General features: G+C 74.6%; 15 protein-coding genes and 1 pseudogene. 7 read left to right on the forward strand and 9 right to left on the reverse strand.

Annotated elements, in window-relative coordinates:
• Positions 1-17 precede the first annotated feature (17 nt).
• Positions 18-980: an AraC family transcriptional regulator gene (locus tag ABD832_RS34340; RefSeq protein WP_344904062.1), complete on the forward strand. Its 963-nt coding sequence runs from the start codon at positions 18-20 to the stop codon at positions 978-980.
• A gap of 60 nt (positions 981-1,040) precedes the next feature.
• On the opposite strand, the gene ABD832_RS34345 is transcribed toward ABD832_RS34340, so the two are convergent.
• Positions 1,041-1,946 carry a hypothetical protein gene (locus ABD832_RS34345; protein ID WP_344904064.1) on the reverse strand — a complete coding sequence of 302 codons (906 nt, stop codon included), beginning with the start codon at positions 1,944-1,946 and terminating at the stop codon, positions 1,041-1,043.
• A gap of 156 nt (positions 1,947-2,102) precedes the next feature.
• Between ABD832_RS34345 and ABD832_RS34350 the strand changes: the two genes are divergently transcribed.
• Positions 2,103-3,317 (forward strand): sensor histidine kinase, encoded by a 1,215-nt coding sequence (locus tag ABD832_RS34350; protein WP_344904067.1) that lies wholly within the window; start codon positions 2,103-2,105, stop codon positions 3,315-3,317.
• Positions 3,314-3,994, forward strand: a complete 681-nt coding sequence (locus tag ABD832_RS34355; RefSeq protein ID WP_344904070.1) for a response regulator — start codon at positions 3,314-3,316, stop codon at positions 3,992-3,994. The genes ABD832_RS34350 and ABD832_RS34355 overlap by 4 nt, the downstream gene beginning before the upstream one ends.
• Positions 3,995-4,028: 34 nt before the next feature.
• Here the strand turns inward: ABD832_RS34355 and ABD832_RS34360 are convergent, their stop codons facing one another.
• From ABD832_RS34360 to ABD832_RS34375, 4 genes are all read right to left on the reverse strand, one after another.
• On the reverse strand, positions 4,029-4,919 hold the full coding sequence (locus ABD832_RS34360; RefSeq protein ID WP_344904073.1) for a hypothetical protein: 891 nt from the start codon (positions 4,917-4,919) through the stop codon (positions 4,029-4,031).
• Positions 4,920-5,190: 271 nt separating this feature from the next.
• A complete protein-coding gene (locus tag ABD832_RS34365) occupies positions 5,191-5,736 on the reverse strand; it encodes a hypothetical protein (RefSeq protein ID WP_344904076.1) in 546 nt (181 codons plus the stop codon).
• Positions 5,737-5,867: 131 nt separating this feature from the next.
• Positions 5,868-6,620, reverse strand: coding sequence for a lysophospholipid acyltransferase family protein (locus ABD832_RS34370; protein WP_344904078.1), 753 nt, complete (start codon positions 6,618-6,620; stop codon positions 5,868-5,870).
• A 154-nt stretch (positions 6,621-6,774) separates the two neighbouring features.
• Complete coding sequence (locus ABD832_RS34375; protein WP_344904081.1) at positions 6,775-7,863, reverse strand: thiamine pyrophosphate-dependent enzyme; 1,089 nt, start codon at positions 7,861-7,863, stop codon at positions 6,775-6,777.
• A 176-nt stretch (positions 7,864-8,039) separates the two neighbouring features.
• On the opposite strand from ABD832_RS34375, the gene ABD832_RS34380 reads away from it, so the two are divergent.
• Positions 8,040-8,324 (forward strand): hypothetical protein, encoded by a 285-nt coding sequence (locus ABD832_RS34380; RefSeq protein ID WP_344904504.1) that lies wholly within the window; start codon positions 8,040-8,042, stop codon positions 8,322-8,324.
• Here the strand turns inward: ABD832_RS34380 and ABD832_RS34385 are convergent.
• A pseudogene (locus ABD832_RS34385) lies at positions 8,237-8,491 on the reverse strand (thiamine pyrophosphate-binding protein); the annotation flags it as partial. The gene ABD832_RS34380 and the pseudogene ABD832_RS34385 overlap by 88 nt on opposite strands.
• A complete protein-coding gene (locus ABD832_RS34390; protein WP_344904084.1) occupies positions 8,488-9,261 on the reverse strand; it encodes a cyclase family protein in 774 nt (257 codons plus the stop codon). The gene ABD832_RS34390 and the pseudogene ABD832_RS34385, both read right to left, overlap by 4 nt.
• 261 nt (positions 9,262-9,522) lie before the next feature.
• Between ABD832_RS34390 and dhaK the strand changes: the two genes are divergently transcribed.
• Genes dhaK through ABD832_RS34405 form a run of 3 tightly spaced genes read left to right on the forward strand, consistent with a single transcriptional unit; the run spans position 9,523 to position 11,576 of the window.
• Positions 9,523-10,515, forward strand: a complete 993-nt coding sequence (gene dhaK, locus ABD832_RS34395) for a dihydroxyacetone kinase subunit DhaK (protein WP_344904087.1) — start codon at positions 9,523-9,525, stop codon at positions 10,513-10,515.
• A gap of 1 nt (position 10,516) precedes the next feature.
• On the forward strand, positions 10,517-11,161 hold the full coding sequence (dhaL, locus tag ABD832_RS34400; RefSeq protein WP_344904090.1) for a dihydroxyacetone kinase subunit DhaL: 645 nt from the start codon (positions 10,517-10,519) through the stop codon (positions 11,159-11,161).
• Between the two features lie 43 nt (positions 11,162-11,204).
• The gene (locus ABD832_RS34405; protein ID WP_344904093.1) at positions 11,205-11,576 is read left to right on the forward strand and encodes a PTS-dependent dihydroxyacetone kinase phosphotransferase subunit DhaM; all 372 of its coding nucleotides are present in this window, start codon (positions 11,205-11,207) and stop codon (positions 11,574-11,576) included.
• An 83-nt stretch (positions 11,577-11,659) separates the two neighbouring features.
• Here the strand turns inward: ABD832_RS34405 and ABD832_RS34410 are convergent, their stop codons facing one another.
• Both ABD832_RS34410 and ABD832_RS34415 read right to left on the reverse strand, forming a co-directional pair.
• Positions 11,660-12,022: a hypothetical protein gene (locus tag ABD832_RS34410; protein ID WP_344904096.1), complete on the reverse strand. Its 363-nt coding sequence runs from the start codon at positions 12,020-12,022 to the stop codon at positions 11,660-11,662.
• 278 nt (positions 12,023-12,300) lie between these two features.
• Complete coding sequence (locus ABD832_RS34415) at positions 12,301-12,471, reverse strand: hypothetical protein (protein WP_344904099.1); 171 nt, start codon at positions 12,469-12,471, stop codon at positions 12,301-12,303.
• Positions 12,472-12,519: the final 48 nt, after the last annotated feature.

Below are 12,519 nucleotides of genomic sequence, written 5' to 3' on the forward strand. Positions count from 1 at the left end.
TCGGCTAGCCTTGCCGGGTGGACGTCCTCTCCGATGTCGTCACGGCCGCGCGCGCCGGGCTTCCGCATTCGGCGCGCATGCTCCGCACCGCGCCGTTCGGCCGGAGCCTGCCCGCGACCGGGGGTGCCGGCTTTCACGCGGTGCTGCGCGGAACGGCGTGGCTGATCCCGCCGGACGGTGACCCGATCCCCCTCGGCACGGGTGACGTGGTGTTCCTGCCGCGCGGGGGCGCGCACGGGCTGGCCGACAGCCCGTCCACCCCGCTGACCGGGGCCTCACCGGCCGTGCCCCGGTCCGGGCCGGGCCGGGGCACGGCACCTGCCGGGGACGGGGACACGGCACCTGCCGGCGGGGCGGGCCCGGCGACGGTCATCCTCTGCGGCGCCTACCTGCTCGACCGCTCCCGCGCGCATCCGCTCCTGGAGGAGCTGCCGGAGATCGTCCATCTGGGGACCGGGGCCGGCCGCCACCCCGGGCTGGGCTCGGCGGCCGGCCTGCTCGGCGAGGAGCTGGAGCGGTCCCGGCCGGGGAGCGACGCCATGGTGCCCGCCCTGCTGGACGTGCTCCTGCTCCAGATCCTGCGCGCCTGGCTCGACGAGCGGGCCGGGGACGGCGCCACCACCACCGGCTGGTCCGCGGCGCTGCACGACCCGGCCGTGGCGGCCGCCCTGCGGGCCATCCACGGCGAGCCGGGACGGCGATGGAGCGTCGAGGAGCTGGGCAGGCACGCGGGCCTGTCCCGCGCGGCCTTCGCCCGGCGGTTCACGTCCCTGGTCGGCCGGCCGCCCCTGGCCTACCTCACGTGGTGGCGGATGAGCGTCGCCGCCCGGCTCCTGCACGACTCGGACGCGCCGTCGAGCGCGGTGGCCGCGCGGGTGGGGTACGCCTCGGAGTTCGCGTTCGCCCACGCGTTCAAGCGGGCGTACGGCCTGCCCCCGGGCGCCTACCGGCGGCGGGAGCGGGTGCGGGCCGGGGAGTGACCCCGGCGACATAGCGGGCCGTGCTCCCGGCCCGGGTCGTCGCCCTCCGGGGCAGGGCCGTCACCCCTCCGGGCCGAAGAACACCAGCACCAGGGTCAGCGCCACGGCCAGGGCGGTCCACGCCAGGATCCGGCCGGTGGGCCTGGGGCCCTCGCGCAGTACCCGTACGCCCAGCGGCAGGAACGCCACGCACAGGCAGGCCAGGGCGGCCAGCGACTGCGGCTCGGTGCCCTTGAGCGTGCCCAGGGCGAGGATCCACATCGCGCCCAGCGCGACGGAACGTACCGGCCCCAGCACCCCGGACCGGTAGGCGCCGACCGCGAGCACCACCCAGCCGGTGACGATGGTGACGGCGGGGAAGCGGAACACGTGCCAGGCCGCGTACGAGCCTGCGACCGCCCGGGTGGCCGGCTCCAGACCGTGCAGGTCGACGAGCTGGAAGGCCAGGTGGTCGATGCCTCCGTGGAAGGTCCGGGTGAACAGCCCGAACATCACCAGGGTTCCGCCCCAGACCGCCCAGCCGGGCCTGGTGACGCCGATCAGCCGGGCGAGCGTCAGCACGGCGGGCCACATGAGCACGTTGCCCGCGACGAAGAGGGAGTAGGCCGCGACCATCAGCCCCGGTTCCGCGTCGTAGGCCGCCAGCTGCTGCGGGAAGAAGTAGTGGTACCTGACGCGGAGGAGCACCCCGGCGGACATCAGCAGGGGGCCCAGGATCATCGCGATCCCGCCCACCCAGGGTCCGGGGAACCAGAACGGCTCGGTCCGGTGTGCCCGCCCGGCGACGGGTTCGACGGCCGGGCCGGTGACCGGATGGCCGGTCCGGTGGTCGGCCGGGTGGCCGACCGGATCGTCGGCCGGGCGGCCGGACGGTTCGGAGGCGGGTTCGCCGGTGTGCCCGGAGGCGCGTTCGGCGGCCCGCCCGGTGACAGGAGCGGCGGCACGGGAGGGGAGGTCGTCGGTCATGTCCCGACGGTCGCGGACGGCGGGGTGCCCGCGCATCGGGCCGCGGTCGGACATCCTCGCCGTGCCCGGAGGCGTACTCCCGGCCCGTCTCCTGTGCCTCCGGTCGTCCGACCGTGGTCGGATGCCCGGTCCGTACCGGGACGGTAGCGTCGCGGTGTGCCCAGCTCCCAGGGGATCGCCTTCCCCGCCCTCCTCGACGTCGCAGCGGCGATGATCCTGCTCCCGCTCGCCGCGTACGCGATCTTCGAACCTCCCCTGCGGGTGTTCACCGGTCCGGCCTGGGCGGCGTGGGCGACGGCGGCGCTCATCGCGCTGCCGGTGACGGCACGGCGGTGGTGGCCCCGGGCCGCGCTGGGCCTGTCGGGGGCGGGCGCGGTGGCCGCGACACTGTTCGGCGTGGTCGGTGCCGGGGTGATCTGGGCGGCGTACGTCCCGGCGGCGCTGATCCTCCACCGCGTCGCGGTCACCGAGCCGCGCCGGCGCTCCCTGACCGCCCTGGCGATCGGCCTGCTCACCTCGGCGGCCGCGGTCGCCCACCTGTACGCGACGCTCGGGATCGAGGTCCGTTCCGGGTCCGCGCCCGGTGAGCCGACGCTCGCCTGGCCGGTGGAGGCCGGCGCGATCTGGGTGGTGACGGGCGCGTCCTGGGCGGCCGGGGCGTTGGTCCGGCGGCGGCGGGCCGCCGCCGAACGGCTCTCCCGGCAGGCCGTGGCCGACGAGCGGCTGCGCCTCGCCCGCGAGCTGCACGACATCGTCGGCCACAGCATGAGCCTGATCGCGGTCAAGGCCACGGTCGCCGGTCACATCGCCGAGACCGATCCGCGGCAGGTGCTGCCCGCGCTGGCCGTCATCGAGCACACCAGCAGGGCCGCGCTCACCGACATCCGCCGCCTGCTGGGGGTGCTCCGCGACGACACCGCCTCCCCCGCCGACCTGGAACCGGCTCCGGGGCCGGACCGGCTGCCCGAGCTGGCCGAGCGCACCCGGGCCGCGGGCGTCCCCGTCGAGCTGGAGGTACGCGGTGCCGACGAGCTGCCCGAGGCGGTGGGTCTCTCGGTGTACCGGATCGTGCAGGAGGCGCTGACCAACGTGGTCAGGCACGCCGCCCCGGCCCGGTGCCGGGTCCGCGTCGAGGCCGACGGGCGGAACGTGCTGGTCGAGGTGGCCGACGACGGCCGGGGGCGAGGCGGCGCCGAACCCCGGGGCGGCGGGGGACACGGAGGACACGGGGGACACGGGGGACACGGGCTGATCGGCATGCGGGAGCGGGTGACGCTGTACGGTGGCACGCTGAGCGCGGGCCCGGTCCCCGAGGGCGGCTTCCGGGTCTCGGCCACCCTGCCGTACGAGCCGCGGGAGCGGCTCTCGTGAGCGGGGTCGCGCCGATCCGGGTGCTGCTCGCCGACGATCACGTGCTGCTGCGCGACAGCTTCCGAGCCCTGGTGGACGCCACCCCCGGGATGGTGACCGCCGGTGAGGCCGCCACCGGCGCCGAGGCGGTGCGCCTGGCCGAGCGGGAACGCCCGGACGTCGTGCTGATGGACGTGCGGATGCCCGAGATGGACGGTATCGAGGCCACCCGGCTGATCTGCGGCTCACCCCTGACGGCCGGGGTGCGGGTGCTGATCCTGACCACGTTCGACCTGGACGAGTACGTCTACGCGGCCCTGCGGGCCGGGGCGAGCGGTTTCCTGGTCAAGGACACCACCGCGGCGCACCTGCTGGAGGCGATCCGCGTGATCGTCGCCGGGGACGCGCTGCTGGCCCCCGGGGTGACGCGACGGCTCATCTCCGAGTTCACCCGGCGGGCGGCGCCCGGCAGGCCCCTCGGGCGCGAGCTGGACGAGGTCACCGCGCGCGAGCGCGAGGTGCTCACGCTGATCGCCCGGGGACTGTCCAACTCCGAGATCGCCGGGTCTTTGCATCTCAGCGTCGGCACGGTGAAGACGCACGTGGGACGTCTGCTGGACAAGCTCCGGGCGCGCGACCGGGCCCAGCTGGTGGTCGTCGCCTACGAGACGGGCCTCGTCGTCGCCGGTCACCGGTGATTCCGCGGGACCGGCGACGACGAGGGCCCCGGGGTCAGGGGCTCGGGGTGGGAGTGGGCGTCGGGGTCGGGGTGGGGGTCGGGACGGGCGTGGGGGTCTCGGCGGGCGGCACGGTGTCCGTCACCGTCGGGGTCGGCTCGGGGGTGGGGAAGTCCGTGGGCGGCGGGGTCTCGGTGGGCGGCAGCGTGTCCGTCACCGTCGGGGTCGGCTCGGGAGTGGGGGTGGGGGGCGGCACGGACGGCGTGGGGCAGGAGGCCGGGGCCCGCCACTTCTTGCCCGGCCGCCACGGCTTGTAGGACCACCAGCCGTCACCGCGCCAGAGGTTCTTCTTGGGACGCGTCAGGTCGAAGACGTAGGCGGCCGTCGGCGTCTCGCCCACGTTCGTCGCGGTCAGCGACACCCAGTCGCCCTGCCTGATCTCGTTGCCCCGCCGGCCCGCCACGGTCCGGGTGGAGTCGGTGATCGCGTACGCCTTCTCGAAGCCGTCCTGGCTGCGGACGGTGATCGAGTCCTCCGCCAGGGCGACGGCCTTTCCGGTCTGGGCGAACACGGTGAAGCCGCAGCCCTCCCGGTCCGGCAGGACGAGCTCGCCGTGCAGTGTGCCGGGGAAGGCCAGCGGCGGTACGCGGGGCACCGGCTTGACGGTGGGGCTGGGCGACGGTTCCACGGTCTGGGTCACCGTCACGGTGGGAGCGGGGGTCTCGCTCATCGTCACCGACGGCGTGGGGGTCGGCGTGTCCGTCGCTCCGGGGACGGGCGCCGGTGTCGCCGACGCCGCCGCGGACACCGCCACCCCGCTCGACACCGCCAGCGCCAGGGCGGCACCGAAGACCACGGGCCGTGAGACGCGCCGGCGCGGCCCGCCTGATCCGCCCGATGCGCTCGGCAGGATCTCGTCTGGCCTGTCCGGGTTCGTTCGCGTCACCTTGTCCTCCAGCTGGCTCGATCCGAAACCGGCGGCGATATGGCGCGAGGGTGCGTGCGCCCGCCACCGAGACGGAGGGCCACGTGCCCGGCTGTGATCCTCCGTCGAAGGGCGCGGAGGAGACTTCCCGCTTTCTCCGGACACATGCGGACGAAATTTGTGGGAGTACGCTGTCAGGCGATCCTCTCGCAGCTCATCGGCGACTTTCACGAATTCGAACGTCCACCGCGAGAGCACGCCGGACGGCCCCGTCCCGCGTGCGGGCGGCCGGTCAGAGCGAGGCGGCCACCAGCCCGACGAGGACGCCGGTGAGCGAGACGCACGTCAGGACGGAACCTGCGATCACCGCCCCCCGCCTGCCGCGCCGTACCCCGAAGACGTGGAGGAGCACGTACGGCAGGAAGGCCGGCACGCCGACGCCGAGGAACGGCATGGTCAGCGCGGCCAGGACCCCGGTGGTGCCGGTCGGCACGGCGCGGTCGCCCTCCGGGGCGAGCCGGGCCCGCGTGACGTCACCGGCGTCGGAGTCGGGCGAGGCGTCGACCGCGATCGCGGTGCCACCGCCGTCGGGCGTGAAGCGGCCCTTGCAGTCGTAGCGCCCCTCCCCCAGGTCCTCGCACGACAGGACCGTGAGGGTGCCGGGGACGCCGACGGCCCCCGTGGCGAGCCTCCACCCGGGCACCGCGGAGACGAAGCACAGCACCGCCAGCCCGGCCCAGAGGATCATCAGGATCGACATGCCGATCCGGCCCGGTGTACGGCCGGGACCGGGGACCGGCGGGAGGACATCGGTCAGGGTGTCGAACGCATCGCTCATGCGGACAGGATGGGACATCCCACTTGTGAACGACCTGCCCCGCACTTGTACGCGTCCCCGGACGTCGCCTTCCGTCCCCGGACGCCGCCTTCATGGAACGCCCGTGACGGGCCGTCACCGATGACGGCGCGTCATGCCCCGTGGCGCGTCGCCCTCTCCGCGGCCTCGGCGGCGTCGAGCTTGGCGGCCTCCTCCGGGGTGGGCGCGGTGCCGCCGAGGTGGCGGGGCTGCCACCAGACGCCCTGCGGGATCTCCGGGTAGCCGCGCTGCGCCCGGTCGAGCATCTCGCCCATCCGCCCGTGCAGGTCGGCGGTGACGGCGTCGTAGTCGTCACCGCGCTTGGGGTGCATGGGCTCGCCCACCAGGATGGTGATCGGCACGTGCCGCTGGAGCAGGTTCCGGGGGCGGCCCTTGGTCCACAGCCGCTGGGTGCCCCACAGGGAGACCGGGATCATCGGCACCTTGGCGCCGACGGCCATCCGGACCGCGCCGTTCTTGATCTCCTTGACCGTGAAGGACCTGCTGATCGTGGCCTCGGCGAACACGCCGACGACCTCGCCGTCCCGGAGCGCCTTCAGGGCCGCGCCGAACGCGGCGGCCCCGGCCGCGCGGTCGACCGGGATGTGGTGCATGCCGCGCATCAGCGGGCCGGAGATCCGGTGGTCGAAGACCTCCTTCTTCGCCATGAAGCGCACCAGGCGCCCGGCCGGGCGCGCGGCCAGGCCCGCGAAGATGAAGTCCAGGTAGCTGATGTGGTTGCTGACCAGCACGGCCCCGCCGGTCCGCGGGATGTTCTCGGCACCCTCGATGCGGATCTTGAGGTCCAGCGCGCGGAACACGGTCAACGCCGCCCCGACGACCGGGGGGTACACGATCTCAGCCATGGCTGAACCGTACCTCAGCTCCGCCCCGGGCCCGGACCGGTGACCGCGCCCCTCCCGGCGTCCCCTTCGATGCCGTCATGAGCGTCCCGTCCGCGTCCCGTCGCGGTGTCCCTCTGGGTCCCCTCTGGGTCCCTTGGGGTCCCTCGGTGTCCCCTCAGTGGCCCCGGAACGCCTCCTCCAGCCACCACGCTCCCCGGGAGCGGGCGACCCGGGCATGGACCAGCAGGGGCCGGTCCCCGGCGCCGTCGAGCAGCCGGGCGACCTCGGCGAGGTCCGCCACGTCCCGTACGGTCACCGCGTCGCAGCCGAAGCCGCGGGCGATCGCGGCGATGTCCGCGGGCGGGAAGGTCACGGTGTCCAGGGGGTGCCCGTCCGGGCCGAAGTGGTGCACCTCGGCCCCGTAGCCGTCGTCGTCGTACACCACGATCACCATCGGGATCCCCAGCCGTACGACCGTCTCCAGCTCGGAGACGCCCATCAGCGCGCCGCCGTCGCCGAGGGCGGCCACCGCGAGGCGGTCCGGCCGGGCCAGGGCGGCGCCGATCGCGGTGGCCAGGCCGAGGCCGACGGACTGGAACGCCTGGGTGAAGCAGAATCCCCGCTCGTCCGGGACGTCGAGGAACATCGACGGATATCCCATGAAATTTCCGGAATCGACGGCGACGACGCGCTCGGCGGGCAGCAGGTCGTCCAGCCCGATGGTCAGCGTCCTGGGGTCGATCCTGCCGTTGCCGCCCTCGTCCTCGTACGGGACGTCCCGCCAGCGGCCCTCCCCGGCGATCCGCGCGGCCAGCGCCGCCGAACGGTAACCGGCGGCGTCCCCGTCACCACGGGCTCCGTCTGCGTCCCCGTCACCACCGGCCCCGTCGCGGTGGCCGCCGAGGAGCCGGGTGACCGCCCGCGCGGTGCGGGCCACGTCACCGGTCACCCCCAGGTGGACGGGACGGTGCGCGCCGAGCGCGTCCTCGTCCAGGTCGACCTGGACGACGACGGTGTCGGGGCCGATCAGCGTGCCGTGCCGGGTGGTCCACATGGTGAACGCGCACCCCCAGCCCACCAGCACGTCGGCGCCGCGGACGAGCTCGGCCGTCAGCGGTGAGGCGAAGCCGCCGCTGACGTCCAGGTCCCACGGGCTGCCCCGGAACAGGCCCCGGGCCACCGCGGAGGTGGCCAGCAACGCCCCGGTCAGGTCCGCCAGCTCCTCCAGCTCCCGCCGGGCCGCCCGGGCACCCCGCCCGGCCACGAAGACGGGACGGCGCGCCGCCGAGAGGACCTCCGCCAGCCGGGCGGCCTCCCCGGGCGACGGAGCGCCCGTCCCCCCCGGCCCCCGCCCCCGGCCTGCCCGGGTCCGCCCCCCTCAGGGCCTCCGTCACACCGGCCCCCGCTGGGACGTCCAGTGCCTGCACCGCCAGCGGGAGGTTGAGCAGGACCGTCCGCCGCTCGTCGCGGGCGACGCGGAAGGCCTCGGTCACCTCGGCGGCGGCGGTCCGCGCGGAGGCGATCCGCAGCGGGACCGCGCCCACCGCCTCGGCCAGCGCGGCCTGGTCGACGAAGAAGTTGGAGCGCCGCTCGGTCACCTCCCCCGCCAGCACGACGAGCGGGGTACGGCTCTTGGCGGCCTCGGTGACGCCGGTCATCGCGTTGGTGAGTCCCGGCCCCTGGTGGACGCTGAGCACGCCGACCCGGCCGCTGAGGCGCGCGTAGGCGTCGGCCATGGTCGCCGCGCCGCCCTCGTGACGGGCGGCGACGTAGCGCACGCCGTGCGCGACCAGGGCGTTGGTCACGTGGAAGTTGCCGCTGCCGACCACGCCGAAGGCGACCTCCACGCCCAGCGCGGCCAGCGTCGCGCCCACGACCTCGGCGACGTTCACCTCTCGACCAGGGCCAGCACCCGCAGCGGGCTGCCCGACCCCCCGACGATGGGCAGCGGCGGGGCGACGACCACCGCGCCGGTCACCGGGAGCCGGTCGAGGTTGCGCAGCTGGGTCAGGCCGTACTTCCCGGCGCCCAGCAGGAACGAGTGGCACGGGAAGGCCGGGTCGAAGCCGTGCGCGGCGCCCGCGTCGGTGCCCACGGTCTCCACGCCCAGCCCGGCGATCGGGCTCTCCTCGGCGAGCCAGCGGGCGCACTCGACCGAGATGCCGGGGGTGTGCGGGCCGGTCTCGTTCGCGTTCAGGAAGCTCTCCTGGTCGTGGGAGCGGGCGTCCCAGCCGGTGCGGTAGAGCAGCCAGCCGCCCTCGGGCAGCGGTCCGTTGGCCTGCTCCCACGCCCTGACGTGCGCGATCTCCAGCAGGAAGTCCGGGTCCTTCGCGGCCTCGTCGGCGAGGTCGAGGACCGCGGCCGGGGCGATGAGCCGTTCCGGCGGCACCTGCGAGACGTCGTCGCCGTCCCTGCCGGTGACCCAGTGGACGGGCGCGTCGAAGTGGGTGCCGGTGTGCTCGCCGGTGACGATGTCGTTCCAGTACCAGGCCGGGCCGCGGTCGTCGTAGCGGCTGATCTCCCGCAGGGAGAACGGGACGGTGTTGCCGAACGGCTCCGGCAGCCGCAGGATCGGCGTCTGCGGTGAGAGCGGTGCCGTCAGGTCGATCACCTCGATCCCGCCGTTCCGGATGCTCTCCACCAGATCGCGCAGCACCGACATGACGCCTCCTGTATGGGACGGGACCTGCGCAGATCCTCCTACAGCGGCACCCGCCGCCGCCACCTTCGCCGTCCCCTCGTCCCGGGCCGGATCCGGCCGCCGTCACGCGGCCGATCCTCCTCCACCGCCCAGCCGGACCTCGTCCACGCACGGCCGGACCTTCCCCACCGCACGGCCGCTCCTCGTCCGTCGTGCACCCGATCCCCGGCTTCGCGCGTCCGGTTCTTGCCATCGCGCGCGAACGGGGCGAGGTTGGACACCGTGAAGAAGCTCATCAACGACGCCGGGACGGTCGTTCCCGACGCGCTGCGCGGTGTCGCGGCGGCCCATCCGGGGCTCCGGGTGGACGTGGACAACCAGATCGTGTTCCGGGCCTCGGGTCCGCGTACGGGCAAGGTGGGGCTGGTGTCCGGCGGCGGGTCGGGGCACGAGCCGTTGCACGGCGGGTTCGTCGGGTACGGCATGCTCGACGCGGCGTGCGCGGGTGAGGTCTTCACCTCGCCCGTCCCCGACCAGATGATCGAGGCCACCTCCGCGGTCGACGGCGGGGCGGGGGTGCTGCACATCGTGAAGAACTACACCGGCGACGTGCTGAACTTCCGGATGGCGGCCGAGCTGAGCGCCGAGGAGGGTGTGCGGGTGGAGAGCGTGCTCGTCGACGACGACGTGGCCGTGCGCGACTCCCTCTACACGGCCGGCCGCAGGGGCACCGGCGCCACCCTGTTCGTCGAGAAGATCGCCGGAGCGCTGGCCGAGACCGGGGCTCCGCTGGCCGAGGTCGCCCGGGTGGCGCGGGAGGTCAACGCGCGCAGCCGTTCCTTCGGGATCGCGCTGAGCTCCTGTACCACCCCGGCCGCGGGCAGGCCCACCTTCGAGCTCTCCGACACCGAGGTGGAGCTGGGCATCGGCATCCACGGCGAGCCCGGCCGGACGCGCTCGGCCCTGCGACCGGCCCGCGAGCTGGTGGACCTGGCGATGGACGCCCTCCACGAGGACCTGCCGCTGTCGGGCGACCTGCTGGTCATGGTGAACGGCATGGGCGGCACCCCGCTGATCGAGCTGTACATCGCCTACGCCGCCGTCGCCGACCACCTGGCCGGCAGGGGCGCGCGGGCGGCGCGCTGCCTGGTCGGCAACTACGTCACCAGCCTCGACATGCAGGGCTTCTCGGTCAGCGTCTGCCGTCTGGACGACGAGCTCACCGGCCTGTGGGACGCTCCCGTGGAGACCCCCGCCCTGCGCTGGGGCCGCTGAGATGGACGTCGCCTTCTTCGCCTCCTGGATCGAGGAGGCCGCCAGGACCGTCTCGTCCGACAGGGAGCGGCTGACCGCGCTGGACGCGGCGATCGGTGACGCCGACCACGGGACCAACCTCGACCGGGGCTTCACCGCGGTCGCCCACGCGCTGGGCACGGCCGATCCGGCCACCCCCGGGGCGCTGCTGACGCTGGTGGGCACCACGCTGATCCGCAAGGTCGGCGGGGCGTCCGGCCCGCTGTACGGCACGTTCTTCCGGGAGACCGGCAAGGCGCTGGGGGACGACGCCGAGGTGTCCGTCGCACGGCTGCACACCGCCCTGCAGGCCGGGCTCGCCGGGGTGCGGGCGCTGGGCTCGGCCGCCGAGGGGGACAAGACCATGGTGGACGCCCTGGCCCCGGCGGTACGGGCCCTGGAGGAGGCCGTACGGGACGGCGGCGACCCGGCCGATCCGACCGATGCTGCGGAGGCGATCGGCGCCGCGGCGGCGGCGGCCCGCACCGGGGCCGAGTCGACGATCCCGCTCCAGGCGCGCAAGGGCCGGGCCAGCTATCTCGGGCCCCGCAGCGTGGGCCACGAGGACCCGGGCGCCGCCTCCACCGCGCTCATCCTGGCCGCCCTGCACGCGGTGGCGACCCGATGACCCGCCCGGTGGGCCGGACGAGCCGGACGGGGCGGGTGCGCCGATGGTAGGCATCGTCCTGATCTCGCACAGCGGGCCGCTGGCCGCCGAGGTCGCGCTGCTGGCCTCGCAGATCGGCGGCTCGGAGGTCCCGCTGGCCGCCGCCGGGGGTACCGAGGACGGTGGTCTCGGCACCTCCCCCGACCTGGTGGCGGCGGCGATCGAGGCGGCCGACCGGGGGGACGGGGTGATCCTCATCCCGGACCTGGGCAGCTCGGTGCTCACCGCCCGGCTCTTCGCGGACGAGCGGGTGGTGATCGCCGACGTGCCGTTCGTGGAGGGGGCGATCTCGGCCGTCGTGTCCGCGGGCACGGGCGCCGCCCTGCCCGAGGTGCTCGCGGCGGCCGAGGAGGCCAGGACCTTCCGCAAGCTCTGACGGCCCGGCACCCTCGCCTCCGCGGAGGTCGGGGTACCGGGCCGTACGGGAGCGGCGGACGGGCCGGACCGTCCGCCGCGAGGCTAGCGGGTGGCCAGCAGGCCCTCCAGCAGGCCCAGGACGGCCTGGATCGGCGGGGGCGTGGTGCCGAACTCCACGTCGGTGCCGCTGACGGAGTCCATCACGGTGACCGAGTTCAGCGGCAGCCCCCAGCGCTCGCCGCCGTCGTGGCCCACGCCGACCTCGATGCCGGCGAAGGTGACGTACTCCCAGTTCTTGAGCTCCCGGCGCAGCGCCTCGTGGCCGCGCGAGGTCGCCCACTCGGCGGTGGCCGTCAGGATCCCGCCGAGCGTGTTCTCGCGCTCCTTGAGGTCGCCGGACTGGAGCTCCTCGATCTGGCGGTCCAGTTCGGCGCGCTGGGCGAGAAGTGCATTGAGATCGGTCATAGGGGGCCTTTCAGAGGAGCCGTGAGGGTATTGCGCGAAGGCGATGGTCTTCACGGGCGTGTCCACGCGAGGGTCGGGCCGTCCCCCGGCCGGAGGATCCCGCCGCGCTGCGTGACCTGCCGATCGGCCGTACCGATCACCGGAGAGGACATTGCCGTCATGCGTCACATAATGGTGCCGTACGACCAGGCCCGCCGTCGATCCGCAAAAGTGGCGTCCTCACCGCTCAGAGGCGCCGGACCCCGGAAACGCCCGGCGTGCCCGGCCGGGACGTCCGCTCAGGCGAGACCGCCTCGATCACCCCTCGTGCGCCGCTGCGCCCAGCCGGCCACCAGACCGGCGACGAACATGACGGCGGCGATGATCAGCAGCCATTTCAGGGCCTTGACCACGATGGCGATCGCCCCGAGGACGATCGCGCCCAGCATGAGCAGCAGAACCCATACCACAGTGAGCCTCCTCGGTTCGGCTGGGGATCCCTGTGAGCATTCCCCTTT

The organism is Streptosporangium longisporum, from assembly GCF_039534895.1.
Taxonomy (GTDB): Bacteria; Actinomycetota; Actinomycetes; order Streptosporangiales; family Streptosporangiaceae; genus Streptosporangium; species Streptosporangium longisporum.